Here is a 25,319-nt window from a genome sequence, read left to right on the forward strand (position 1 = left end):
AAAGCTGTGCATGTGACATTCTAGAGCCAGCGCATGTGCAGCTACGGTCTAGATCAGCAAGGAGTCCTGTATGAAGCCGTTCCACTGGGAATCCACCCATGGCAATTTCGGTGACGATCTCAATCTCTGGCTCTGGGATTTTCTACTCCCCGGCCTACGCGACGTTCATGAAGAAACATTGCTGGTCGGTGTCGGCACTGTCCTGAACACATCGCTATTGCCGCCTGACGGCCACAAGCTCGTGATCGGCAGTGGCTTCGGCTATGGCACGCTTCCCGACATGAGCGACAGGAGCAAATGGGATATCCGCTGCGTCCGTGGCCCGCTGACGGCTGAAAAAGTTGGCGTTCCCACGGATATGGGCATTATCGATCCGGCCGTCATGGTCACCGAGATGCCGGAATTCAAAAACCTGCCGAAGACCAAGCGCCATACATTCGTGCCACATTGGGAGTCGGCTGGAGCGGGGCTCTGGCAAGACATCTGCAAGACAGTCGGCCTTTCCTATCTCGACCCGCGCGGGGAAGCGAAAGCCGTGATCCATGAGATCGCCACATCCGAGCTGATCGTCGCCGAATCCATGCATGGCGCGATTCTTGCCGATGCCTTCCGCGTGCCGTGGATCGCTGTCAGCACGTCTCGGGCGATCAACAGCTTCAAATGGAACGACTGGGCTCACTCTCTCGGGGTTACCTACGCGCCGAAGCATATTCCCGTTTCGACCCGTGCCGAAGCGATCGCCAAGGGCGCACGCTTCTGGGGCGTCGGTTTCGAACGCGACGAACAGGCGGCCAGTGAACTGGAGAAGCAGCGGCATGGTGAAACCGTGCTTGCCGATCCGCAGCAAACCACGCTGCGCGTCATGGCGAAGCAGGCGCTTGCCGTACCCTCGGCGCTGGCGCTTTGGCAGGCCAGCAAGGCAAAGCCGCAGCTCAGCACCGATGCGGCGCTTGCCGGTCGCAAGGAGCGCTTCATGACCGCGATTGAAGGCGTACGGCGCGACTACTTCTGACGCGCCTGTAAATTATTCGGGAACGGCCTGCAGAAGATACCGCAGGCCGTTAGCGCCCGAATGGGCAATCGGCGCGCTGCCACCCTTGCGGAAACGCTCGGTCTTATCGGCGAAAATACCACCGGCTATGGCCGGAATGGCGGCAGGCTTGCCCAGGGCGTAGGAGGCAGCTGCCCCCATGCCCGATTGCGATTTGATATCGAGAAAATGCCTTAGCTCATAGCGGCCGCGAATATGCTGCTCGTGGCGGCGGATGGCTGCCGCGTCGGTGGGAGAAAGCCCACCGGCCGCGAGAATCGCCCGGTCCGCCTCATAAAGCCGCCGCAAGTCGTCGGTGCGATGCCGGCCGCTTAGGGAATTGCTGCGCACTACTGCGCCGTAGCCACAGCTATGGATGATCTTGTAGCGCGCGGCCTTGGCAAGCGCGCGCACATAGAGGTCGTAGTCCTCGCCGAGACGCAGCGCCTCGTCATAGCGCAGCCGATGCTTGTCCAGAAACGATCGGCGTATGAGCGGCTTCAGGAAGCCGATCTCGCCGCGCCGGACGCCACGCTTGGAAATATTGCCTTCGACAAACGCGACCAGATCCAGGAAGCGCGGCTTCGGATCGAAATGATCGAGCATCGTATAGGCGGTCGGAACGGTATCGGCATCTACGAAGGCGATGTTGTCGGCGACGAAATCCCAATCATTGTTGGCAAGCAGCGGCTTGAAGCGCCCCGGGAAAAAGAAATCATCGGCGTCGAGGATGCTGATCAGTGGTGCGCGCGAAATCTCGATTGCGTGATTACGTGCCGCCGCAGGCCCGCGATTTTTCTCGAACTCCTGGATGATCAGGCGGCGGCTGCCATCATCGGCCTGACGCGCTGCGGTCGCCGTGCCGTCATTTGAACCATCGTCGATGACGACGACCTCAGCCACTTCAGGCTCGCGCAGCGCCGAAGCCACGGCAAGACCTATGGTATCGCTGGCATTCTTCGCGGCAATGATTACGCAGACATTGTTTTCGGCACTGTCGATCAAGTCAGCCTCCATGGTTCTATCGGAGACTTAGGACGACAACAGCCATCCGGCAACCACATGATCGCCAAAAGATGCGCCAAACGGTGACGTCAGGGATTGAAGGGTTCGGAACGATTGAGGTTGGCTGCGGGCAGGCCGCTAACCTTGTCACCGTCACGCAACGGCGTTGCAACCGTGCCTTCATTCAACAACGCATGCCTCGCATTGCGTTCCTTCCACACCAGGAAAAGAACGCCCGCGAAGTAACCGATCTGTAATAGGACGGCGCAAATCACAGTTTCGATCAGGGTGATCGAAAGCGAATGCGTCAGAAAATACGTCGCGATGGCGAATACGGCCAGAGTGCCCGCCATGCTGATGAAGACGCGAGGCGCATACATGGATGTTACCTCCCCCGCACGAATATCTGTAGAACAGTAATCAAGGTCTTGCCTCCCTCAGTAGACCCAGAACTCAAATATATTTTATGATTCATTTAGATTCAACCGAGCGATGACAAGGCGTTACGAATTGATACGGATCCTACGTCGCGCTCGTTAAAACTACTCCTCCACAATCAATACAATTGCATTCATTATCTTTTTTCTCCTGCGGACACTCTCCCAAAAGTTGTTCGCAGAAAATTCACATTCGATTTTGGTAGTGCTAATCGATTAGTGCAATCCATTCTGATTTTAAACAATTCAATCAACTTTTGTTACAAAGTCCGGCCGTCGCCTCTATAAATATGTGCGTCGCAATATGTTGTTGCAGTGCAATATTTTTTCGCCTAAAGTAGGATTTAACAAGAGTCATCAAGGGCGATGAAAGCCTATTTCGATAAGATCAGAGGAATAAATCCACCATTCCAGCCTTTAACATTCTATTACACTATAAAATGAAACGTAAGAAGCGAATTTATTGCGAATTTATACAGAATATAAACTGCAAATCAGCCAGGTTGGAAACGACTGAACTTGGAGCCTGGGCCGTGTTAGCGGTAAAGCCGTACCGTGAATCCGCATTGCCATAAAAATTTGGCTTAAAAAATCCCAATCCCATCCTACACTCCTTACTGCATCGCACTAATTACGCGTCCGAGACATTTCCGACCAATTCGCCAACATGAATGGAGTCATCTCTATGAAGTCTGCGACGAGATCGGCCACATCGGCTTTTTTCAGCGCTCCGGAAAGCGACGTCTTTCCGCCAACGGGTGGAATCCTAAAGAGGGGATTCGACTTTACAGCTGCCCTGATGGGGCTGATCCTCATCAGCCCCCTCTTCCTAATGCTCATGCTCCTGGTGAAGCTCTCGGACCGGGGCCCGATCTTTTACGGCCATCGCCGCATCGGTCACAACGGCAAGACCTTCCGTTGCATGAAGTTCCGCACCATGGTCGTCGACGGTGACAGGGTGCTGCAGGCCTATCTGCAGGCCAATCCCCGCGCGATGGACGAATGGCGCGCAACGCGCAAACTGCAAAATGACCCACGTGTCACCCTGATCGGTGCCGTGCTCCGCAAGCTGAGCCTCGACGAACTGCCGCAGCTCCTCAATATCATTCGCGGCGAAATGAGTGTCGTCGGCCCTCGTCCGGTCGTCGAGGACGAACTCGAGCGCTACGAAACATCGGCGATCTACTATCTCCAGTCGCGCCCTGGCCTGACCGGCCTGTGGCAGGTCAGTGGCCGGAACGACGTCTCCTACGAGAGCCGCGTCGCGTTCGATACGCATTATGTCAAAAACTGGTCACTTAGCAGCGACATGATGATTATCGCGAAAACCATTCCCGCGGTCTGCCTCTCGCGCGGAAGCTACTGACGACGAAGCAGATACCGCAGGGAAGGTTCCTGCGGTTTCCCCGCATCTGTGGGGCTGCAATCTAATAACAGGGAAGATCCTGCATGATTGAAATTCAGCCTTCTGGTAGGCTCGTTGGCGCAACTACACGTTTCCGTTGCGCCGCTCTCGTCCTTCTCAGCCTGTGTGCGGTGTCGGGCAATGCCCGTGCCGATAACCTTCCCGGCTATCACTTGGGCGTCATGGACAAACTGAGCATTCGGGTTGCCGAATGGCAGACGGCAGAGGGCACGATCCGCGACTGGTCGGTGGTTTCGGGCGATTACACGGTCGGTCCTTCCGGCTCGGTTTCGATTCCCTTCATTGGAGACATGCCGGCCGCCGGCAAGACGACAGATGAGATTGCCGAAGCGATCGGCCTCGGGCTGCAGAAGCAGTTCGGCCTGCGTGACCGGCCCTCGGCTTCGGTGGAGCTCTCGCAATTCCGACCGATCTATCTCTCCGGTGAGGTCCAGAATCCTGGTTCATATCCTTACGTGCCAAATCTTACGGTTCTCAAGGCGCTCAGCCTGGGCGGCGGTCTGCATCGCGCTGAGGCCGGCCAGCGCTTCGCACGCGATTTCATCAACGCCAAGGGTGACGCCGTTGTTTTGATGGCCGAACGCGGGCGGTTGCTGATGCGCAAGGCGCGTCTGTTGGCCGAGCGCGCCGGTCAGGAAGATATCGATCTGACGCCGGATCTGAAGGAATTGCCGCAATCGGCCCAGCTGCTCGCCAGCGAAGAAGCGCTGATGAAGACGCGTAGCACGCGTTTGAAGACACAGTCGAAGGCGCTGGAAGACCTGAAAGTGCTGCTGCAAAGCGAGGTCGAGGCGCTGGCGAAGAAGACCGATACACTAAGCCGCCAACTCGATCTCGCCAAGGCGGACCGCGACAAGGTCGAGAGCCTGGCGGAAAGAGGATTGGAACTTGCTTCGCGCAAGATCGCGGCCGAACAGCGCGCTTCCGACGTGGAGACCAATCTGTTGGATACCGACACGGCATCGCTGAACGCCAAGCAGAGCATCAGCAAGGCCAATCAGGACGAGATCACGCTGCGCAACGATTGGGAAAACTCGCTTGCGCAGGATATGCAGGATACCGATACCCAATTGGAAACCTTGCAGCTCAAGCTCTCCACCAGCCAGGCATTGATGCAGGAGGCGGTCGCGCAATCGGCTGATGCCAGCAATCTCGATGCCAGCGGGCAGGGCGTGAACGTCGTCTATACCATTGTGCGGGATGAGAATGGTCAGGCAAAGGAAATTCCGGCCCAGGAAACCACCCTGGTCCTGCCCGGTGATCTCATCAAGGTGAGTGCCGGTCTAGCCATGCGATAAGGAGAGTCGATGCGGATCCGCAAATCGACCTTTATTCGTCCGGGCAGCAACGCCACCTATGGCATGGTGGCGATTGCGCTCTCTTTCTTCGCTTTTGCCTATTCCTCCCGCTTCGGCCAAGCTTCCATTCTTGTTTATTACGCACTGTGGTTTCCGCTCGTGCTGATCGACTATCGCAGCGTGCTCGGCAGCTACTCAAAGCAGCTCTGGATTTTCGCCTTCGGCATTTTTACCTGTCTCTCCATCTTCTGGTCGGTGGTGCCTCCGGTCACCGCTCGTGCTGCAATCCAGTACATGACGCATATCATCTGTGCGCTGATCGCCGTGCGCACGCTCGATATCCGCACGCTGACGCGTGGCGCGATCGCGGGCGCCAGCATCGTGCTGCTCTATTCCGTGCTGTTCGGCTTTTATGCCCTCGACGCAATCGATGGCACCTATAGCTTCGTCGGCGCTTTCGACTCGAAAAACCAGCTCGGCTTTTATGCCTCGCTCGGCATCTATTTCGCTTTCGCCGGGGTCTTCATCCTTGGCGAGCGCCGTATCTGGCTGGTTGGGGCCGGTGTGGTCGGCCTATTGGCCGCCTATTGTCTCCTTGCTTCGCAATCGGCGACGTCGGTGCTGGTCACCGGGTTGATCGTGATGCTGTGTATCGGTATGCGCGTCATCCTGTTCCTGTCGCCGCGACAGCGTAAAAAGCTGTTTGCTACCGCCGCCATATCCGGGATCATTCTCGCCGTCGCCGGCGTCTATCTCGGCGCCGTCGATCTCGTGCTCGGTGCCTTCGGCAAAGACTCAACGCTGACCGGCCGCACCTATCTCTGGCAACAGGGCATCGCGGCCGCAACAATGCATCCGTTCTTCGGGATCGGCTATCAGGCCTATTGGGTACAGGGTTTTTCCGAGCCGGAGCGCCTGTGGGAAGAATTCTACATCACCTCCCGCGCCGGCTTCCATTTCCACAATACCTTCATCGAAACGACGGTCGAAACCGGCTTGATCGGCGTCTTCCTATTGGTGTCGATATTGTTGACGGCGGTCATCGGCCACCTCAAGCGGTTTCTCAACGACCTCAGAAATGATGAATCCTATGTTCTGTTCGGTCTGGCGACGCTGCTTTTGATCCGCGCCTTCGTCGAGATCGACATTCTCAATCCCTATCAGGTCGGCTCGTTCCTGCTGTACTTCATAGCCGGAAAGCTGACGATGAAGGCGCAAGCGCCACGGAGAGCTCCGCTCGTTTCGGACGATAGAGCGGACCTTGGGGCGCCGGTGAATTGGGAGCCTCAGATCGGCAGATGAAAACTCTTTATGGCATTCAATATCTTCGCGCTCTTGCTGCCTTGGCGGTCGTCCTGTTCCATGCGGCGGAACGCAGCAACAGTCATTTTCAGATCGGGGCGGCTGGGGTCGACGTCTTTTTCGTCATCAGCGGCTTCATCATGTGGACAATCAGCGAACGTCGACCGGTGGCGCCGCTGCGGTTCCTGGCCGATCGTCTGCAGCGTATCGCGCCGTCCTACTGGATCGTCACGGCTATCATGATAGCGGGCGCAGTCGCCGGACTGTTTCCGAACATGAAGCTGACGGCTGGCCATATTCTCGGCTCGATGATTTTCATTCCCGTTCGCTCGCCGAGCAATGGCATGATCTGGCCGGTTCTGGTGCAGGGGTGGACGCTGAACTACGAGATGTTCTTCTACGCCATATTCGCTGCAGCATTGTTCCTGTCGCGTCGAATACGACTCTTCTGCATAGCCAGCATCTTCGCTGCTTTCGTCGTGGCTGGCGTCATATTCAGCCCACAATCGCCGTTGCTCCTTACCTATACGCGGCCGATCATTCTGGAGTTCGTCGCTGGCATTCTCCTCGCCGAGCTATGGCTGGCCGGGACAATACCGAAGGCCGGCCTTGGATTTATCCTGATCATCGCCGCTCTTTCGGGTTTTGCCGCTATCCAGCTCCTGCATCTCGACTTCAACGAACTGACCTGCGGACCGCTTGCCGTGGCTTTGGTCCTCGGCACGGTATCGTTGGAGCGCGGTGGAAAGCTGCCTGATATTCCACTGCTCACCTATCTCGGCAATGCCTCGTATTCGATCTATCTCTGGCACACGCTGGCGGTCTCGGTGGTGTTGAAATTGATGGCGCGCACGGAGCTACCCTCCGATGTCGCAACCTTCATCTGTCTCCTCGCAGGCCTGCTGCTGGGCGTCTGCGCCTATGAGCTGGTCGAGAAACCAGTGCGTGGTCTATTGAAGGGCCTGAGTTGGCAAAGATCACGCCCATCGCCGGTGTGATGGGCAGGCCAATTCTGCTGAACCGAAGCAGGCTTTCATTGGCCGGGCGAGCAGGGTCGTGCCTCTTAGTTTGCCGTCTGACGGTGCCTTTGGCTTGGGTTTGGAGCGATAGATCTCGCGCCAAGAATGATCCCCTGACGATTTGATTTGGACTACCGGCGTGGTGGAGCGCATCTGTTGCAGGTGGCGTGGCCATGGGCCGTTCGATATGGCCGATTCCTTACGGAGATTGATGTTGAAATCAGACAAAACCCAATAGAATCTGTGGGTTGAAGTTTATTTAGGTATAACTAATTAACGGGAGCTTCCATGACCGGAAGCAGCTTGATCCAACATCCTTTCAACTCGATATGGAGGAAACATATGTCCCGTTATTTTGCCTTTACCCAAGCCTCGTCACCAGGTGTGGAATTCGTCATCGAGCTGACGAATGAAAAGACGATCGACCATGCCCTGAAGATTCTTTCTGGCGAGGAACAGAGCCAGGTTCATGTCCATGGCAGGATCATCAAGAGAAGCCAGCCATACAATCCGAGGTTCAGCTTCTACCTGGACCCGGCAACGATCAACTTCTTCGACATGGCCATCGAAGTCTGCGATGCGAACATGGTCTATGTCGAGGATCATCTCGATGAAGCCGGCGGTGCCTTTCTCCCTGGAAATCATTGGTGCCCCTGGGATTCCAGACTGACCCGCGAAGTGACCAGCAACTAACAAAATAGAGTGGGCGGCAATCGAGGCGAGAGGATCTCGCCCGGATTGCCGCCCAGTTCAGCAATAGCCGGTCTCGAATATCTTCAGAGACGCCGGCGCCGCAACTGATCGAAATAGACGATCACGATGATCAGCACGCCGGTGATGATGCGCTGCCAGAAGGAATTCAGGTTCAGGAGATTGGCGCCGTTGTTGATCGTCGCCAGAATGAAGGCGCCGATCAGAGGGCCATAGACAGAACCGATCGCGCCAAACAGACTGGTGCCCCCGATAACCGACGATGCGATCGCCTGCAGTTCCCAGCCATCGCCCTGGGTCGCGTTGCCGATGGCGATGCGCGAGGCAAGCAGAACACCGACCAAGGCGGCGCAGGTTCCAGACAGTATGTAGGCGAAATAGATCATCCCGTTGACATTGACGCCGGACAGGCGCGCCGCCTCGCGGTTCGAGCCGACGGCGAAAAGATAGCGGCCCCAACGGCTCAAATGCAGGAAGACGACGGCTGGAATCGCCACCACGATCACCATCCAGAACAGGCTCGGAATACCGAGAAAATCCGCGACCGAGAAATTTGTGAAAGCGTCGTTGACGATGTTGATGCTCGAACCGTTGGTGATGAGCAGGCCGATGCCGCGCAGAGAGGTCAGCGTCGCCAGCGTGATGATGAAGGGCGGCAGGCCCATGCGCACGATGCCGAAGCCATGGAATGCCCCGATAAGAACCCCGAAAAGCAAGGTTATGAGGATAGCGGCCCAGATCGGAACTCCGGCCTGGAGCAGCCAGGCGACGACTACGGTGCAGAAGCCGACGATTGCGCCAACGGAAAGATCGATGCCACCGGTGATGATGACGAAGGTTTGTCCAAGCGCAAGGATGGCCGTCATCGACCCCTGGCGCGCCAGGTTGGTGATGTTGAGCTGCGTCCAGAACACGTCTGTCGAGAAGCCGAGCACGACCCATAGTGCAATCAAGAGCAGGATCAGCGTCAGGCTGAAGAGGATGCTCATTTTACGCCGTGGTGCAACGGCGGGGCCTTCTGTCGTGTTCGCAGCCATTCTTGTTCTCCTCTTTCGATTTTTTATCGTTCAGACGCCGATGGCCTCGCTGAGGACTTCCTCATGCGTGGCGGCGTGAAAATCATGGCTGGCAACAAGCTGGCCGCGGCGGAATACATGTAGACGATCGGCGAGCTCGTAAACCTCGGGCAGGTAGGAGGATATGACGATGATGCCCGCGCCGTCGCGCAGCAGCTTGGCGAACAGCCGATAGATTTCCGCCTTGGTGCCGACATCGACACCTACCGTCGGTTCGTCGAAGATGAAAAGCTTGGCGCCGTGGCTCAGCCATTTGCCGATGACCACTTTCTGCTGATTGCCGCCGGACATGGCGGAAACCAAAACCCGCCGGCTGGGCGTCTTTATGCTGAGATCGCGAATCTGCTTGTCGGCGTTAGCAGCCTCGCTCTTGCTATCGATGATCGGACCGCGGCTCAGCCGCCCGAACACAGGCAAATTAATGTTGAGGCCGATCGGCAGGTTGAGGCAGAGCCCCTGATCGCGCCGGCTTTCCGGCGCCAGCGCGATGCCAAGCTCCATCGCGTCGCGTTCGTTGCGGATTTGGACCTTACGCCCCTGCCAGTATATTTCCCCCGCCGAGACCGGCTGACGGCCATAGAGGCCGAGCGCGAATTCACTGCGGCCGGCGCCGATAAGCCCGTAAAGGCCAACGATCTCGCCGGCCCGCACGGTTAGGGAGACATCCTCGAAACCGGGACCGGAAAGGCCGCGCGTCTCAAGGATGGGCTCACCGATCGGTATCTCTTCCTTGTGGTAGATCTGTTCGATCGAGCGATTGATCATCAGCTTGATCAGTTCGTCATCATTGGTCTCGGCAATCAGGCGGGTGCCGACATGCGTGCCGTCGCGCAGCACGGACACGCGATCGGCCAGCTCGAAGACCTCCTCCATGCGGTGGCTGATATAGACGATCGTCACGCCTTCGCTTTGCAGCCGGCGGATCAGCTTGAACAACTGCGCCGATTCCTTGCGCGTCAAATAGGCGGTCGGTTCGTCGAAGATCAGGAATTGCGTGCCGCGCATGGCGGCTCTTGCCGTTGCGACCAACTGCTGCTGACCAATGGTGAGAGAGCTCAGCAAATCGGCGGCCGGCAGTCCGAAGCCGAGGTCGTCAAGCACCGTCTGGGCCATAGCGACCATCTGCTTCTTGCGCATCAGGCCGAAGCGATTGACTTCGTCGCCGAGAAAGAGATTGGCGGCGACCGTCAGATGCGGGCAAAGGACGACCTCCTGATGCACGGCGTTGATGCCGCGCGCGATCGCTTCATTGGGATTGGCAAGGGCGACCGGATGGCCGCACCAGAATATCTCGCCGTCCGTCCTAGTGATGACGCCGGTCAAAAGCTTGATGAGCGTCGACTTGCCGGCCCCGTTTTCACCGACAATCGCATGAATCTCACCCGCCAGAAATGTGATCGTCGCTGGCTTCAGCGCCTCCACATAGCCATAGCGCTTCTGCAATCCCTTGAGTTCGAGGATAGGCGAGCCTGCCGCAACGCGACTTGCTTCCGTCTTGATCGTGTCATCGTGCCGATGGCTGATTTCTTCAAGGCTCGTCATGGGTCTCCTCCCTCTGGCATCACCGCGCGGTCGCCCGAAAGGCGAACAGACAGAAAGGCTGCGGCCGACGAATCGGCCGCAGCTTCAGGGCTTTACTTGACCTTCGGATTGATCAAGGCCTCGATCTTCGGCTCGCTCATGTTGGCCTTGGTGACGAGGTTGGCGCCGGTGTCGACATTGGCTTCAACCTTTTCACCCTTGGAGACGGCGAGAGCGGTCTTGATGCCGTCGTAACCCATGCGGTACGGGTCCTGAACGACGAGACCGGCAATGGCGCCGCTCTTGAGGAAGCCGAGGGTCTTGTCATCGCTGTCGAAGCCGATGACCTTGACCTTGTCGCTGAGCTTGTTTTCAGCAATGGCCTGGCCGACACCCTGCGCCATGATCAGGTTGGAGGCAAAGACGCCAACGATCTTCGGGTTTGCCGTGATCAGGTCAGTCATGATGTTGAGGCCGGTCGTTGCCTGACCGTCAGCATACTTGTCGGCGACGACCTTCAGGCCCGGATACTTGGTCTTGACCTGATCCAGGAAGCCGGTGCGGCGCTGTTCGAGAGAACCGGCACCGGGCGTGTTGGTGATGATGACGACATCGCCTTCAACCTTGCCGGTCATTTGCTTGATCGCAGCGGCAAGGCCATCGGCAGCAATACGGCCGCCCTGCGTGTTGTCGGTCGTCAGAAACGACTTGAAAGCCTTGGAGTCGGCGCCGGAGTCGATACCGATAATCGGAACAGACTTCGCTGCTTCGTCCACCGGCTTGCCGAGTGCCTTGAACTCGGTCGGCGAGATGACGATTGCGGCCGGCTTGCCGGCAACAGCGTTTTCAAGAATGCTGATCTGACCGTTGACGTCGGTTTCAGCCTGCGCACCCAACTCCGGCACCTTGACGCCAAGATCCTTGCCGGCTTTGCGTGCGCCGGCGAGAACGATCTGCCAGTAGAAGGATGTCGTGTCCTTGACGATGATCGGGATCGTCACTTCAGCCGCGAAGGATTGCGCCGGCATGGCGACGGCGATCATGGCCGCGCCGGCAAGACCGGCAAAGGTGCGGCGGGACAGAAGGGATTTAGCGATAGTCATTGATTTCTCCTCTCAACGCGCTCTTCTCCTGTACACCGGCCGTTGAACGCTTGCGGCTCGGTACCGTGAACGACAGATGGTTCACGCATTGCGGAGCAGCACGAAGCCACTCTCGCCAAAACAGGCTTTCCTCCTCTTCGAGCCGTCTCTCCCGACGGCCCGATAGCTCCTTATTTCTTCATCAGACCCGCACCGCCTCGTCTCCCAACGGCGGCGCAACCAGGGTCAATCCTTCGAATTCCGCATAAAGGCTCGCCGGAAGCTCAGGTTCCACAAGCTGCATATTGCGGGTGAGACTTGATGCCTTTGCCGTGCCGATCAGGACTGACGCGACCGACGGGTTGCGCAACGGAAACTGCAGCGCTGGTGCGGCAAGCGGCAGGCCGTGACGGCGAGCGATGTCCTCCATCGCTCCCACCTTGGCCAGAATATCCGGTGTCGCCGGAAGGTAGTCGAAGTTTGCGCCGGACACGGGGCCGGTCGCAAGGATGCCGGAGTTGAAAACACCGCCGACAACAATGGACGTGCCCTTCTTTTCGCAAAGCGGCAGCAGTTCCGCGACCGCCGAACGGTCGAGCAGCGTATAGCGGCCGGCAAGCAAAATGCAGTCGATATCGGCTGCATGCATGACATCCAGGCAGACGGGCACTTCATTGACGCCAAGACCATAGGCCTTGATCGTGCCTGACGACTTCAGCTCCTCCAGCGCCTTGATGCCGGAGCCGAGCAATTGGTCGAGATAGCGCTCGTTCAGCGCCTTGCCGTGGGTGTAGCCGCCGATATCGTGGACATAGAGAATGTCGATGCGGTTGAGGCCGAGGCGGGCATAGCTGAACTCCACCGACTGCATGATGCCGTCATAGGAATAATCGTAATCCGCATCGAAGGGCAAGGGATCGATATAGCCGTAATCCGGTACCTTGTCGGTCGGCACAGGTCGCATCAATCGTCCGACCTTGGTGGAGAGCACATAGCTGTCTTCCGGCTGGTCACGCAGGAAATCGCCGACGCGGCGCTCTGCGAGACCGAAGCCATACCAGGGCGCGACGTCGAAATAGCGGATGCCGCTATCCCATGCCGCCAGCAGGGTTTCCATAGCCTGGTCGCGAGGGCAGGCGCGGTAAAGACCGCCGAGCGCTGCAGCACCGAAACTGATTTCGGTAACCTCCAGCTCCGTCCTGCCGATTCTTCTCTTTTTCATCACCTCTCCCTTGTGATGATTAATCGCTTGGTTTCCGCCGCGCCTGGCTTGTCAGAGGGCCGGCACAACGTCGTGGAATGCACTGACTATCTACAACGTCGCCCCGAGATGCCAGGGCACGAATTCGTTATCGCCGTAGCCGAAGGTTTCGCTTTTGGTCTTCTTGCCTGACGCGATCTCGATGATCAGTTCGAAAATCTCGCGGCCCTTGCCCGATATCGTTGCCTCGCCGGTGGCAATGGTGCCGCAATCGATGTCCATGTCCTCTGCCATCGATTGATACAGTGCCGAATTGCTCGACAGCTTGAACGACGGTGCCGGACGAGAGCCGAAACAGCTGCCGCGACCGGTCGTAAATGCGATCATGTTCGCGCCACCGGCTACCTGACCGGTTGCGGAAACCGGATCATAGCCGGGCGTGTCCATGAAGACGAGCCCATGCTCCGTTACCCGTTCGGCATAGCCGTAGACCGCGGTCAGCGGCGACCGGCCGCCCTTGGCAACAGCCCCGAGCGACTTCTCCAGAATGGTGGTCAGCCCGCCGCGCTTATTGCCGGGCGATGGGTTGTTGTCCAGCGAAGCGCCGTGCAGGGCGACATACTTTTCCCACCAATCGATTTTCGCGTCGAGCTTGGCGGCGACCTCGTTATTGACGGCGCGGCTGCGCAGTAGGTGTTCGGCGCCGTAAATCTCCGAGGTTTCCGACAGGATCGTCGTGCCGCCGGCAGCGGCCAGCAGGTCGGCCGCCGCCCCCAGCGCCGGATTGGCGGTGATGCCGGAGAAACCGTCCGAACCGCCACACTGCAGGCCGACGATGATTTCGCTGATCGAGATCGGTTCGCGTCGAGCTTGGCCGACTTCGTCCGAAATCTCCTTCAGGACGCCCATGGCAAGCGCCACGGCGCGGCGCGAGCCGCCGGCATCCTGGATATTGAAGTGCCGCTTGCTGGCGCCGGCGCCGCTCTGGCCGTAGAGCGTCAGCTGGTTGACCTCGCAGCCGAGGCCGATCATCAGCACGCCGCCGAAATTCACATGCCGCGTATAGCCGGCCAGCGTACGATGTAGCGTCAGCATGCCGTCGCCGGTCGAGCTCATGCCGCAGCCCTGGTCATGCACGATCGGCACGAAACCGTCGATGCCGTCATAGTGCGGAAGGAGCGTCCGGTTTGCCTCTTCCGCGATGGCGCGGCAAACCGTGGTGGAACAGTTCACGCTGGCGATGATGCCGATATAGTTGCGTGTCGCGGCCCGGCCGTCGGCGCGGCGATAGCCCATGAAGGTACGGGCCTTGTCGGCCTCGGTCGCTTCCTCCGGTGCCGCATTGGCCGTTGCCGCCAGCCGATCGTTTTCGAAATGCAGATTGTGGCTATGGACGTGATCGCCGGCTTTGATCTCGGCGGTCGTGCGCCCGATGGCCTGGCCGTATTTCACCACAGGCGTGCCGAGGGGGATGTCCCGGATGGCGAATTTGTGGCCGGGGTCGATCTTGCCTCGCGTCGAGACACCGTTGGCGACCGCGATACCCGCTTCAATGGCTGCCGTTGCCACCGCGACATTGTCGCCTTCCGATAGAAGGATCCAAGGCTGGCTGTTCAAAGTTCTCTCCCAGGCAATCTTGCAGTTCGGCGAGCCTCTCCCGGGCCATTGCCGATTGCTTTTGTTTTTTATCTACAATAAACATTTTGAAGTCAACGAGGAAATCATTCGGCGGTTCCGGGCAGGAGGGAGCGACGCACACAAGCGGTGCTCCCGCGCTTGATTGTTATCCGAGCAGGCTACAGAGATCGCCGCCGATAGAGAGCAGCGAATGATAAGCGAGGGAGGAAATGGCGAGACAGAACACGCTCTTCAAGGATGCGTATAACCGCTACGTCGCCGGCCTGAAGCCGGATGCCGCCCTGCCGACGGAGCCTGAGATCGCCGCCGAACTCGGCGTCAGCCGCAGCACGGCGCGCGCCATCCTGATGCGTCTGAGTGACGCCGGTATCATCAGCTGGAACAAGCGGCAGAAGACCGTCCTGCGTCAGCCGACCGAGGCCGATTTCTTTCCGCAGGAAGAAACCAATTCGCTGCACGACATCATCGAGCGCAGTTTCATGCTGCGTATTCTCTCCGACGAAGCGCAGCCGGGCATGCAGATCAACGAGCTGGAACTGGCGCGTGAAATTGGCACGGGAACGTCGGTGGTGCGTGAATTCCTCATTCGTTTCAGCCGTTTCGGCCTGATCGAAAAGCGGCCGAACAGCCATTGGATCCTGAAAGGCTTCACCAGTGAATTCGCGCTCGAACTTGCCGATGTGCGCGAGATGTTCGAATTGCATTCGGCCGCCCAATTCGGACGCATGCCGGTCGATCATCCGGCCTGGACAAGTCTGGCCGCCATCCAACAAGAGCACTATGATCTGCTGGAGGACTTCGATGAGCGCTACCGCGATTTTTCGCAGCTCGACGAAAGATTCCACCTTCTCATCCATCGCGCCTCGAAGAACCGCTTCATCGCCGATTTCTACGACGCGATCGCCATCGTTTTCCACTATCACTACCAGTGGAACAAGGCTTTCGCCCGCGTGCGTAATTCACGCGCCATCGCCGAACATCTCGACTATATCGAAGCGCTGCAGTCACGCGATCCAGCGCGGATCGACACCGCCTGCCGCACGCATCTGGCCTCGGCGCGGCAAACGCTGCTGCAATCCATTCCGCAGAGTGCGGGGGAGATTGGGGAGGCGGATACTTCCACTGTGCACGGCTAGCGAGATTTCGCCAACGTCGCGCCTGAACGAGACTGGTGCACTGCGCAACGGGCCGTCTCTTGACCGCCCGTTGCTCTATCAGCCGATCATTCTGCCTTCAGTTCCACTCTTTGGCTTGCAAACCGCGCCGAAGAAACCTCGGCCGTGATTGTGCCGGCCTCGCCGGTTGCCTGCAGCCAGAAACCCGTCGTGCCGCCCTGGAAGGCCACGGCCTCCGGCCCGATCAGCTTGGCGGGGCCGGTGACCTTGATCGTTGCGACGTCGTTGAGGAAGGGCAGGCGTGTGCCGGCCTGGTCGAGCGCACGAATAATGACGCGGGTCGTGTCGCGCTCGGCGGCACGCAGCGTCAGGTTGTCGGCCTCTACCTCCAGCGTCGTCGGGAGCGGATTGGCGACCATATGCAGCTCCACGACCGGCTTGCCATTGACGTAGCCGGTGAAGCGCGCGTCTTCCCATTCCATGCCCCAGACGCCGAGTTCGTCCTGGGTGAAATTGCGATGATCGAAAATGACGGGCGGGTGCGGCAAATGCGGGAAGCTCTCGCGATCGGGGCCGAGGCGCTTGGTGAGCGAACCGTAGCGGAGCTCGACCTCGTCGCAATTGGTCAGCAATATCAGCGGCAGCGCGCCGCCGATATTGCGCTCACCGCGCGCCCAGATCGTCACCGGCTTCATGATGACCTCCTCGGAAGGCTCGCACTGGCTGGCATAGGCATAGGCGGCGAATTTCGGCTCGCGGAACATGTCCATGACGCCGTGATAGCAGATGCGGTCGCCGGAGCCGAAGTCGCTATGGGTATTGTAGTCGAACATACACCAGCCGATGGCACCGGAAATCGAGGGATCGCCATAGGCCGCATTCAGCACCTCCAGATGCCGGCGCACATGCTCGGCCTGGCGCTGCTCCTGATCGTAGATCTTCGTCGGGTACATATGGCCGCCGAATTCGGTGATCAGATAGGGTACGTTCTTCGATAGACCGGTATTTTCCTGCTGCGGCCGCAGCGGTGTGCGTGGGCGATTGGCGCCCGGCAGTTCCTCGTTGCCGAGGATGAAGTCGTTCATCGTGTAGACGTCCTCGAGCATTTCGCTCTCGGTGATGTAGCGCACGCCGCCGGTCTGGCGGGTGGGATCGAGTTCACGCGCCAGCCGATTGGTCTCGGCATAGAAATCATGGGAATCCTGCGACTCGTTGATGCGTACGCCCCAGATGATGATGGACGGATGGTTCCAGTCGCGCTCGATCATACGGTGGACGTTGCGGATCGATTCCTGCTGCCATTCGTCGCTGCCGATGTGCTGCCATCCGGGGATTTCTTCGAAGACCAGCAGGCCGATGCGATCGCAATGATCGAGAAACCACTTCGATTGTGGATAATGCGAGGTGCGTACGACATTGCACTTCAACGTCTGCTTCATGATCTCGGCATCACGCTCCTGCGCCGAGCGGCCCATGGCGTAGCCGACATACGGGAAAGCCTGGTGACGGTTGAGACCGCGCAACTTCAGCTTCTTGCCATTCAACAGAAAGCCTTCATCGGTGAATGCGGCGGTGCGGAAGCCGAATGTCGTCGAATATTGGTCGGCGCCATGATCGGTCTTCAGTTCGGCCTCAAGCGTGTAGAGCACGGGATTGTCGAGGTCCCACAGCGAGATGCCGGAGAGATTGTCGAAAGAGAAGCTCACGCTGCCGCCCGAGGTCTCGGTGGTCGCAGACGCCAGCACCTTGCCGTCGGGCGCGCGGAGATTTGCGGTCACCGTGCCGCTGAAGATAAGGGCCTGCGGATTGGCGATATCGCAGCGGACCGTGGCAGACTTCACATCGGCAAGCACCTTGTCGGTCTCGACCTTGATGTTGGCGATCGAGACGGGCGCAGCAATCTTGAGCCAGACGTCGCGGTAGATGCCGGCATAGGTGAGATAGTCGATGCGGCCGCCGAAGGGCGGGATTTCCGGGTTTTCGCTGCCGTCGATTTTGACGGTGAGAAGGTTGTCGCCTTGCTTCAGGCGTCCCGTCAGCCGCGCTTCGAAGGGCGTATAGCCGTCCTGATGCGCAACGATTTCCTCGCCGTTGAGATAGACCACGGCATCGGCCATGGCAGCATCGAACACGAGCGATACCTCACGCCGGGTAAAATCGGCGCTCCAAGGCAGGATTTTCTGATAGGTGAAGGCGCGCTGATAGGATTTTTCATCGAAATAGTTGAACGGCAGTTCGACCGCGGTGTGCGGCAGTGCAATCGGTTGTCCCTCCTGCAGACGATCGGCTTCAGCAGCCGAGAATCCCTCGCGAAAAGTCCAGGATTCGTTGAAAGCGACAACAGAACGCATATTCAATCCTATCGATAGAGCCCGTCGTGCCTTGGACGAACGAGTATGGCTGAAAAGAGAAACGCAGTTGCAGCGTAAACGTTATCGCCGCCGGCCGATATCTATACAGGCCCGTTGCGACGGCGCAACGAAATCGGATGCCGGAGTTATGATTTCCTCATTGTCGCCCCCTTGCTCAGCATTTAAAGACATACAATATACATACATTGATTTGGGAGATGGCGACATGGGCGACGATCAGGCGGCTTCCTTCTGGACTCCAGTCATCAACAAGGCGGCAGGACCGGTCTATCTGGCCATCGCAGATGCCCTGCAGGTCGATATCCGCTCTGGCCACCTGAAGCCCGGCACGCGCTTGCCACCGCAACGCGCATTGGCCGAAGCGCTCGGCATCGATTTCACCACCGTTACCCGCGCCTATGCCGAGGCACGCAAGAGAGGTCTGGTGGAGGGCCGGGTCGGGCAGGGGACCTATGTGAGCGAGGGCCGAATACCGCGGCGGCAAAGGTCGGTGATAAGCGGGCTGGTCGATATGAGCATGAACCTGCCGCCACGCTTTAACGACGGGGACCTGACGACGCGGATGTGGCGGGGGATCAGCGAATTGGAAGCCAGCGACGGCTTGGATCTGTTGCTGCGCTACCAGCATCCTGGCGGCGCTATCCGTGACCGTGAGGCTGGCGCCGAATGGCTTGCCGGACGATTGCCTGGCATCGGGCCCGAGCGCATTCTCGTGTGCCCCGGCGCGCAGGGCGCATTGCTTGCAGTCGCCAGCATGCTGACGGCGCCCGGAGATATCGTTTGCGCCGAGGCGCTGACCTATCCGGGCTTTCTCTCGGTCGCAGCGCATCTGCGGTTGACTGTCGTTGGTGTGGAGGTCGATGATAAAGGCTTGATTCCAGAGGCTTTCGAGCAGATCTGTGTCAGCAAGCGACCGAAGGCGCTTTATTGCAATCCCACCATCAACAATCCGACGACGATCACCCTACCGCTTTCGCGACGCAAGGCGATCCTGGATATCGCTGTCCGGTATGATGTCGCGATCATCGAGGACGACGCCTATGGCGCGCTGCCGGCGGAGCCGGTCGCGCCACTGGCGGCGCTTGCGCCGGAGCGGGTCTATCACATCGCCGGCCTTGCCAAATGCCTGTCGCCGGCGCTGCGCATCGCCTATCTCGCTGTGCCGGATTTGCGCGCGGCAACCAGGCTCGCCGGCATTATCCGCGCCACCTCGGCCATGGCATCGCCGCTCTCAGCCGCCATCGCTAGACGCTGGATCGAAGACGGCACGGCTGAGGCTGTCCTTGCCGCTATCCGCCAGGAGAGCAAGGGACGGCAGGCCATCGCGGCAGAATTGCTGCCGGCGGCCCATGTGCTTGCCGATCCCGAAGGCTTCCATATCTGGCTGCGACTACCACCCGCCTGGTCGCGCGGTGAATTCACAGCGCGATTGCGCTCTGCCGGTATCGGCGTCGTCGCCAGCGATGCCTTCGCCCTTGGTCCCGCGCCAGAGGCGGTGCGCCTCGGGCTCGGAGCGGCCGAAAATCACGACCATCTGCGCCAGAGCCTCGGCATCGTCGCTGATCTCCTCGCCGAGACGCCCGCGGCCTCGACGATTGTCATCTGATCGGACAAATTGCCGCGCCTGCATATATTGTTCGAAACAATATACATACAATAATTGACAATGTATGTATTTGGTACCATATATCCTGCAACAGGACGGTTGGCTGCGTGACGGCAGCCGGTAGCCCGTCCGGCTTCGAGGCGACCCGCATGGGGCGCTTCGCCTGCGAGGCTCCCGGGCATCGCGCCTAGGCGTGGAGTGTCCGATTTTGCAAAGGACAGAACAATGTCATCCGAAGATGCATGGCCACCGCTTTCTCCGCTTCAGACCGGCTTGCGCGGTCGCTGCCCGCGCTGTGGCGAGGGTCATCTTTTCAATGGTTTTTTGACGCTGCGCCCTTCCTGTGAGGTTTGCGGCCTAGACTATGCCTTTGCCGATCCAGCCGATGGCCCGGCCTTCTTCGTCATCTGCTTTGCCTGCATTCCGAGCGTCGCTTTCGCTGTCTGGCTCGAAGTCGCCTTCAACGCTCCCTATTGGGTGCATGCCTTCACGACGCTGCCGTTCATGCTGCTGACCTGTATCCCGCCGCTGCGGCCCCTCAAGGGCTGGCTGGTCGCGAGCCAGTATTTCTACAAGGCGGAAGAGGGCAAGCTGGCACGGCTGGAAACGCCACGCGACGATGGCGGCCTCAATCCGCATTCCGCGTGATCGGGCCGGACGATCCGGCATATTTCCTCCGCCCATTCCTGATCTCCTCCCCAGGGCTTCGCACGGCTGCATACATGCCGGTGGTGCGGAATTCGGTGGGATTGATCCCATAGATGCGGCGGAAGGCTTTTGAGAAATAATTGGCGTCGTCGAAGCCCGACATGATCGCTACTTCCTTGACCGGGATGAAGGCCGCCTTGGTCAGTAGTTTTGCCGCCCGCTGCATGCGTTGCTGCAGCACGAATTCGGCCGGCGGCAGGCCTTCGCTCTCGGCGAAGACACGGGAGAAATGGGCGCGACTGAGGCCGCCGACCTTGGCGAGTTCGCTGACCGGCAGAGGCTTGTCGAGATTGTCGTTGATGTGATCGATGACTGCCTGCATGGCGGAACGGTCGGCGGCGACGGCGTGCGAGCCGAAGACATCGTCATAAAGCGCCATCGCGGCCTCATAAGCCACCGCCGAAGCGGAGGCCGGTGTTGCGGCACCCCGCACCAGCCGCAGGCTGCAATCGGCAAGATGATCGATCGTTGCCGGCTGCAATTTCAGCACCGGCCCGGCGGCGGCGAGAATCAGGCGGTGGATGCGCAGGGCTTCCTCGCCATTCATCGATATCCAGAAATACTCCCAACGCTCGCCTTTTTCCAACCAGTAGCGGTGATTGTGCGGCACCAGCACCAGCAGCGTATCGCCGGGACCGACCCGGTAATTGCGGTTCTCGTAACGCAACCGGCCGCTGCCGCTGATCGTGTGTTGCAGCACTGTGAACGGCGTCAGGCCGCGCCGGCGTCCGTCCCAATCGTAAACCTCGTTATCCCTTATTTCGTAGCCGGCGCTGGTCGGCATGGCATGCAGCCGGTGGCGGCCGCGCGGCAGCGAAACAGTCCGCATGGTTTGGCCATTGGTGATCAAATCTTGCAGCACAAAATTACCCTTGAAAGCATAATTGTTCTCTGGTCGATCCGGCGATTATAGGCATAATCCCGCCAGAAAACAGCATGTACCTGCCGATGAGGACCGGCAGAAGGAGGGGAAAATGCCCGTTTCGCCATCTCGCCCGATACCGTGCGATCGTGGGACGAAAATACCATTCTCTTCTCCGTTGCTGATTGTTTGACCGACTTCAAGGTGAGGATCATGAGTTTCAAAATCGCTATTATCGGCGCAGGTAGCGTCGGCTTCACGAAAAAGCTGTTCACCGACATTCTTTGCGTGCCGGAGTTCCAGGACGTCGAATTCGCGCTGACCGATGTCAGTGAGCACAATCTCACGATGATCAAGGCGATCCTCGATCGCATCGTTGAGGCGAACAAGCTGCCGACGCGGGTGACAGCCACCACCGAGCGCCGCGAGGCGATCTCCGGTGCACGCTACGTCATCAGCTGCGTGCGCGTCGGCGGGCTGGAAGCCTACGCCGAGGATATTCGCATTCCCCTCAAATACGGCATCGACCAATGCGTCGGCGATACGATCTGTGCCGGCGGCATTCTCTATGGCCAGCGCAACATTCCGGTCATTCTCGACTTCTGCAAGGATATCCGCGAAGTCGCCGAACCCGGCGCGAAGTTCCTGAACTATGCCAACCCGATGGCGATGAATACCTGGGCGGCGATCGAATACGGCAAGGTCGACACGATCGGCCTCTGCCATGGCGTCCAGCACGGCGCCGAACAGATCGCCGAGGTTCTCGGCGCGAAGAACAAGGCGGAGCTCGACTATATCTGCTCGGGCATCAACCATCAGACCTGGTTCGTCGATCTCCGTCTCAACGGCCGCAAGATCGGCAAGGACGAGCTGGTCGCCGCATTCGAGGCACATCCGGTCTTCTCGCAGCAGGAGAAACTGCGCATTGACGTGCTGAAGCGCTTCGGCGTCTACTCCACCGAAAGCAACGGCCATCTCTCGGAATACCTGCCCTGGTATCGCAAGCGGCCGGACGAGATCAACAAGTGGATCGACATGTCCGACTGGATCCATGGCGAGACGGGCGGATACCTCCGCCATTCCACCGAGACCCGCAACTGGTTCGAGACGGAATTCCAGCAGATCCTCGACAGCGCGTCGCAGCCTATCGACCCGGCCAGGCGCTCGAATGAGCATGCGAGCCATATTCTCGAGGCATTGGAGACCAATCGCGTCTATCGCGGCCACTTCAACGTCAAGAACAACGGCGTCATCACCAATCTTCCGGCCGACGCCATCATCGAATCGCCCGGCTTCGTCGATCGCTTCGGCATCAACATGGTGGCGGGCATCACGCTGCCGGAGGCCTGTGCGGCCACCTGCATTTCCTCGATCAATGTTCAGCGCATGTCGGTCCATGCCGCCGTCAGCGGCGATCTCGACCTGCTGAAACTCGCGGTTCTGCATGATCCGCTGGTCGGTGCCATCTCGACCCCGGAAGAGGTTTGGCAGATGGTTGACGAAATGATCGTCGCCGAGGCTCGCTGGCTGCCGCAATATGCGCATGCCGTCGAGGGCGCCAAGGATCGCCTCTCGCGTAGCAAGGTGAAAACCCGCGACTGGAAGGGGGCGGCCAGCCGCAACGTCCGCTCGATCGAGGAATTGAGAGCGGAGAAGGCAGCCCTGAAGCAGGCTGGCTAACGGATTGAGGTTCGGGACATATTGGCTGCGGCGGGACTTTCAGGAGGACAGACCCCGTCGCATCCGGCCAATGGTTTCCAGTTCGATGGAGGAATGCGGCGCTCCCACGGGGACGCTCGCGATAAGGGGAGAGAGAAAACGATGAGATATTTTCGACCGATCAGCATTCTAGCGGCGATGACGATTGCCACATCCGCAATCGCTATCAGCGCCTACGCATCCGAACCGACCGTGCCGCCCGTACCCCCGGTTTTCCCGGCGGAAGGCAAGATCAAATATGTGGCGCGTGACTCCATCCTGGAGTTCAAGGCGCTGCCGGAATATCACGAGCCGGATTGGGTCACCGAGAAATTTGTCAAGACCGGCAAGCTGCCGCCGGTCAAGGATCGCCTGCCGAAGGAGCCGCTGGTCTACAAAACCGGCAACATGCCCGATGGTATCGGCGTTTATGGCGACACGTTGCGCCATGTCATCGGTGGCAGGCCGGAAGGCTGGAACTATGGCGCCGGGCAGACACAAGGCTGGGGTGGCATCGATATCGCCCTGTCCGAGTGCCTGACGCGCACCGCGCCGCTGTTTCAGGTCGAGGCGAAGGACACCGAACCGCTGCCGAACCTTGCCAAGGGATGGGAGTGGTCGGCGGATGGCCACAAGCTCACCATGCATCTGATCGAAGGCGCGAAATGGTCCGACGGGGCGCCATTCAATGCTGATGACATCATGTTCTACTGGGAAGATGAGGTCATCGACCCGAATGTTTCGCCGCTCGGCGGCGGCGCATCGCCCGAGGCCTTCGGCGAGGGGACGACGCTCAGGAAGGTCGACGATTATACGATCGAGTGGACCTTCAAGGACGCCTTCCCGAAGCAGTATCTCTACACGATGGCCTATCCGAATTTCTGCCCCGGCCCGTCGCATATTCTCAAGCCGCAGCATCCAAAATATTCGAAGAACACCTACGACCAGTTCAAGAACGCTTTCCCGCCGGAATTCATGAACATACCCGTCATGGGTGCCTGGGTACCTGTCGAATACCGTTCCGATGACATCATCGTTCTACGCCGCAACCCCTACTACTGGAAGGTCGACGAAAAGGGCAATCAGCTGCCTTATCTCAACGAGCTGGACTACAAGCTCTCGACCTGGGCTGACCGCGACGTGCAGGCGGTTGCCGGTTCCGGCGACCTCTCCAATCTGGAGCAGCCGGAAAACTTCGTCGCTTCGCTGAAACGCGCCGCCCAGCCGGACGCTCCGGCACGTCTTGCCTTCGGACCGCGCCTCATCGGCTATAACCTGCAGATGAACTTCTCCGCCAATGGCTGGGGCGCGCCGGATGCGCGCGGACAAGCCGTTCGCGAACTGAACCGTAACGAGGATTTCCGCAAGGCCGTGACCATGGCGCTCGACCGCAAGGCGATCGGTGAATCCCTGGTCAAGGGGCCGTTCACGGCGATCTATCCAGGGGGTCTGTCTTCGGGCACCAGCTTCTACGATCGCAACTCGACCGTCTATTATCCTTTCGACCTCGCCGGTGCGAAGGCGGAGCTGGCAAAGGCCGGTCTCAAGGACACCGACGGCGACGGTATCGTCAACTTCCCGGCCGGCACGGCTGGCGGTAAGGACGTCGAGATTACCTTGCTGGTCAACAACGACTACACCACGGACAAGAGCCTTGCCGAGGGTGTGGTCGGCCAGATGGAGAAGCTTGGCCTCCGGGTGATCATCAATGCGCTTGATGGCCCGAAGCGCGATGATGCCAACTATAGCGGCCGTTTCGATTGGATGGTCCGCCGTAACAGCACCGAACTGGCCTCGGTCGTGCAGAACACCGAACAGCTCGCGCCCATCGGCCCGCGCACGAGCTGGAACCACCGTGCGCCGGAAAGCGGCCAAGTGGACCTGATGCCGTTCGAAAAGGAGATGGTTGACGTCGTCAACAAGTTCACCGCCTCGAAGGATAGCGACGAGCGCGTGGCCCTGATGAAACAGTACCAGAAGCTCTCGACCGGGCATCTCTACAATATCGGCCTGACGGAGTATCCCGGTGCTCTGATCATCAACAAGCGCTTCTCGAACGTTCCCCCGGGCACGCCGATCTTCATGTTCAACTGGGCTGAAGACTCGATCATTCGTGAACGCATGTGGGTCGCTGCCGACAAGCAGGGGAAATACGAACTGTTCCCCGAACAACTGCCGGGCGCGCCTGGCAGCGCCGGTCCCGTAAAGTGAT

At 59.1% G+C, this 25,319-nt stretch carries 20 protein-coding genes; 11 read left to right on the top strand and 9 right to left on the bottom strand.

Annotated elements, in window-relative coordinates; translation table 11 throughout:
• Window positions 1-70: 70 nt before the first annotated feature.
• A complete protein-coding gene (locus tag AB6803_RS01040) occupies window positions 71-1,012 on the top strand; it encodes a polysaccharide pyruvyl transferase family protein (RefSeq protein ID WP_371107116.1) in 942 nt (313 codons plus the stop codon).
• Between the two features lie 12 nt (window positions 1,013-1,024).
• Here AB6803_RS01040 and AB6803_RS01045 read toward each other — a convergent pair whose 3' ends face one another.
• On the bottom strand, window positions 1,025-2,035 hold the full coding sequence (locus tag AB6803_RS01045; RefSeq protein WP_371107117.1) for a glycosyltransferase family 2 protein: 1,011 nt from the start codon (window positions 2,033-2,035) through the stop codon (window positions 1,025-1,027).
• A gap of 89 nt (window positions 2,036-2,124) precedes the next feature.
• Entirely contained in the window at window positions 2,125-2,415 is a 291-nt protein-coding gene (locus tag AB6803_RS01050) for an exopolysaccharide production repressor protein (RefSeq protein ID WP_371107118.1), read from the bottom strand.
• Between the two features lie 742 nt (window positions 2,416-3,157).
• Between AB6803_RS01050 and AB6803_RS01055 the strand changes: the two genes are divergently transcribed.
• From AB6803_RS01055 to AB6803_RS01075, 5 genes are all read left to right on the top strand, one after another.
• The gene (locus tag AB6803_RS01055; protein WP_371107119.1) at window positions 3,158-3,838 is read left to right on the top strand and encodes a sugar transferase; all 681 of its coding nucleotides are present in this window, start codon (window positions 3,158-3,160) and stop codon (window positions 3,836-3,838) included.
• An 83-nt stretch (window positions 3,839-3,921) separates the two neighbouring features.
• Entirely contained in the window at window positions 3,922-5,196 is a 1,275-nt protein-coding gene (locus AB6803_RS01060) for a polysaccharide biosynthesis/export family protein (protein WP_371107120.1), read from the top strand.
• Between the two features lie 9 nt (window positions 5,197-5,205).
• Entirely contained in the window at window positions 5,206-6,498 is a 1,293-nt protein-coding gene (locus AB6803_RS01065) for an O-antigen ligase family protein (protein WP_371107121.1), read from the top strand.
• Complete coding sequence (locus tag AB6803_RS01070) at window positions 6,495-7,496, top strand: acyltransferase family protein (RefSeq protein ID WP_371107122.1); 1,002 nt, start codon at window positions 6,495-6,497, stop codon at window positions 7,494-7,496. Before AB6803_RS01065 ends, AB6803_RS01070 begins: the two co-directional genes overlap by 4 nt.
• Window positions 7,497-7,859: 363 nt before the next feature.
• Complete coding sequence (locus AB6803_RS01075; protein ID WP_371107123.1) at window positions 7,860-8,210, top strand: calmodulin; 351 nt, start codon at window positions 7,860-7,862, stop codon at window positions 8,208-8,210.
• An 83-nt stretch (window positions 8,211-8,293) separates the two neighbouring features.
• Here AB6803_RS01075 and AB6803_RS01080 read toward each other — a convergent pair whose 3' ends face one another.
• The 5 genes from AB6803_RS01080 to AB6803_RS01100 form a co-directional block, all read right to left on the bottom strand.
• Entirely contained in the window at window positions 8,294-9,265 is a 972-nt protein-coding gene (locus AB6803_RS01080; RefSeq protein WP_371107124.1) for an ABC transporter permease, read from the bottom strand.
• Between the two features lie 30 nt (window positions 9,266-9,295).
• Window positions 9,296-10,846: a sugar ABC transporter ATP-binding protein gene (locus AB6803_RS01085; RefSeq protein WP_371107125.1), complete on the bottom strand. Its 1,551-nt coding sequence runs from the start codon at window positions 10,844-10,846 to the stop codon at window positions 9,296-9,298.
• Window positions 10,847-10,938: 92 nt separating this feature from the next.
• Window positions 10,939-11,928: an ABC transporter substrate-binding protein gene (locus AB6803_RS01090; protein WP_371107126.1), complete on the bottom strand. Its 990-nt coding sequence runs from the start codon at window positions 11,926-11,928 to the stop codon at window positions 10,939-10,941.
• 181 nt (window positions 11,929-12,109) lie between these two features.
• A complete protein-coding gene (locus AB6803_RS01095) occupies window positions 12,110-13,129 on the bottom strand; it encodes an aldo/keto reductase (RefSeq protein ID WP_371107127.1) in 1,020 nt (339 codons plus the stop codon).
• Between the two features lie 90 nt (window positions 13,130-13,219).
• A complete protein-coding gene (locus tag AB6803_RS01100) occupies window positions 13,220-14,725 on the bottom strand; it encodes a UxaA family hydrolase (RefSeq protein ID WP_371107128.1) in 1,506 nt (501 codons plus the stop codon).
• Between the two features lie 230 nt (window positions 14,726-14,955).
• Here AB6803_RS01100 and AB6803_RS01105 point away from each other — a divergent pair, with 230 nt between their 5' ends.
• On the top strand, window positions 14,956-15,882 hold the full coding sequence (locus AB6803_RS01105) for a GntR family transcriptional regulator (RefSeq protein WP_371107129.1): 927 nt from the start codon (window positions 14,956-14,958) through the stop codon (window positions 15,880-15,882).
• Between the two features lie 86 nt (window positions 15,883-15,968).
• Here AB6803_RS01105 and AB6803_RS01110 read toward each other — a convergent pair whose 3' ends face one another.
• Window positions 15,969-18,212 (bottom strand): glycoside hydrolase family 2 protein, encoded by a 2,244-nt coding sequence (locus AB6803_RS01110; RefSeq protein WP_371107130.1) that lies wholly within the window; start codon window positions 18,210-18,212, stop codon window positions 15,969-15,971.
• Between the two features lie 226 nt (window positions 18,213-18,438).
• Between AB6803_RS01110 and AB6803_RS01115 the strand changes: the two genes are divergently transcribed.
• Together AB6803_RS01115 and AB6803_RS01120 are read left to right on the top strand one after the other, a co-directional pair.
• Window positions 18,439-19,839 (top strand): PLP-dependent aminotransferase family protein, encoded by a 1,401-nt coding sequence (locus tag AB6803_RS01115; protein ID WP_371107131.1) that lies wholly within the window; start codon window positions 18,439-18,441, stop codon window positions 19,837-19,839.
• A gap of 225 nt (window positions 19,840-20,064) precedes the next feature.
• A complete protein-coding gene (locus AB6803_RS01120; protein ID WP_371107132.1) occupies window positions 20,065-20,487 on the top strand; it encodes a DUF983 domain-containing protein in 423 nt (140 codons plus the stop codon).
• On the opposite strand, the gene AB6803_RS01125 is transcribed toward AB6803_RS01120, so the two are convergent.
• On the bottom strand, window positions 20,468-21,409 hold the full coding sequence (locus tag AB6803_RS01125) for an AraC family ligand binding domain-containing protein (RefSeq protein WP_371107133.1): 942 nt from the start codon (window positions 21,407-21,409) through the stop codon (window positions 20,468-20,470). The genes AB6803_RS01120 and AB6803_RS01125 overlap by 20 nt on opposite strands.
• Before the next feature lie 213 nt (window positions 21,410-21,622).
• On the opposite strand from AB6803_RS01125, the gene AB6803_RS01130 reads away from it, so the two are divergent.
• Both AB6803_RS01130 and AB6803_RS01135 read left to right on the top strand, forming a co-directional pair.
• A complete protein-coding gene (locus AB6803_RS01130) occupies window positions 21,623-23,089 on the top strand; it encodes an alpha-glucosidase/alpha-galactosidase (protein WP_371107134.1) in 1,467 nt (488 codons plus the stop codon).
• Between the two features lie 141 nt (window positions 23,090-23,230).
• The gene (locus tag AB6803_RS01135) at window positions 23,231-25,318 is read left to right on the top strand and encodes an ABC transporter substrate-binding protein (RefSeq protein ID WP_371107135.1); all 2,088 of its coding nucleotides are present in this window, start codon (window positions 23,231-23,233) and stop codon (window positions 25,316-25,318) included.
• Window position 25,319: the final 1 nt, after the last annotated feature.

It is taken from the genome of Rhizobium sp. RCC_161_2, from assembly GCF_041355235.1.
Taxonomy (GTDB): domain Bacteria; phylum Pseudomonadota; class Alphaproteobacteria; order Rhizobiales; family Rhizobiaceae; genus Rhizobium.

What these genes read in the sequence shown, in the direction of transcription:
- AB6803_RS01040 (WP_371107116.1), top strand. Translation starts at nt 71, where the DNA reads ATGAAGCCGTTCCACTGGGAATCCACCCATGGCAATTTCGGTGACGAT.
- AB6803_RS01050 (WP_371107118.1), bottom strand. Translation starts at nt 2,415, where the DNA reads ATGTATGCGCCTCGCGTCTTCATCAGCATGGCGGGCACTCTGGCCGTA.
- AB6803_RS01055 (WP_371107119.1), top strand. Translation starts at nt 3,158, where the DNA reads ATGAAGTCTGCGACGAGATCGGCCACATCGGCTTTTTTCAGCGCTCCG.
- AB6803_RS01060 (WP_371107120.1), top strand. Translation starts at nt 3,922, where the DNA reads ATGATTGAAATTCAGCCTTCTGGTAGGCTCGTTGGCGCAACTACACGT.
- AB6803_RS01065 (WP_371107121.1), top strand. Translation starts at nt 5,206, where the DNA reads ATGCGGATCCGCAAATCGACCTTTATTCGTCCGGGCAGCAACGCCACC.
- AB6803_RS01070 (WP_371107122.1), top strand. Translation starts at nt 6,495, where the DNA reads ATGAAAACTCTTTATGGCATTCAATATCTTCGCGCTCTTGCTGCCTTG.
- AB6803_RS01075 (WP_371107123.1), top strand. Translation starts at nt 7,860, where the DNA reads ATGTCCCGTTATTTTGCCTTTACCCAAGCCTCGTCACCAGGTGTGGAA.
- AB6803_RS01080 (WP_371107124.1), bottom strand. Translation starts at nt 9,265, where the DNA reads ATGGCTGCGAACACGACAGAAGGCCCCGCCGTTGCACCACGGCGTAAA.
- AB6803_RS01085 (WP_371107125.1), bottom strand. Translation starts at nt 10,846, where the DNA reads ATGACGAGCCTTGAAGAAATCAGCCATCGGCACGATGACACGATCAAG.
- AB6803_RS01090 (WP_371107126.1), bottom strand. Translation starts at nt 11,928, where the DNA reads ATGACTATCGCTAAATCCCTTCTGTCCCGCCGCACCTTTGCCGGTCTT.
- AB6803_RS01095 (WP_371107127.1), bottom strand. Translation starts at nt 13,129, where the DNA reads ATGAAAAAGAGAAGAATCGGCAGGACGGAGCTGGAGGTTACCGAAATC.
- AB6803_RS01105 (WP_371107129.1), top strand. Translation starts at nt 14,956, where the DNA reads ATGGCGAGACAGAACACGCTCTTCAAGGATGCGTATAACCGCTACGTC.
- AB6803_RS01110 (WP_371107130.1), bottom strand. Translation starts at nt 18,212, where the DNA reads ATGCGTTCTGTTGTCGCTTTCAACGAATCCTGGACTTTTCGCGAGGGA.
- AB6803_RS01115 (WP_371107131.1), top strand. Translation starts at nt 18,439, where the DNA reads ATGGGCGACGATCAGGCGGCTTCCTTCTGGACTCCAGTCATCAACAAG.
- AB6803_RS01120 (WP_371107132.1), top strand. Translation starts at nt 20,065, where the DNA reads ATGTCATCCGAAGATGCATGGCCACCGCTTTCTCCGCTTCAGACCGGC.
- AB6803_RS01130 (WP_371107134.1), top strand. Translation starts at nt 21,623, where the DNA reads ATGAGTTTCAAAATCGCTATTATCGGCGCAGGTAGCGTCGGCTTCACG.
- AB6803_RS01135 (WP_371107135.1), top strand. Translation starts at nt 23,231, where the DNA reads ATGAGATATTTTCGACCGATCAGCATTCTAGCGGCGATGACGATTGCC.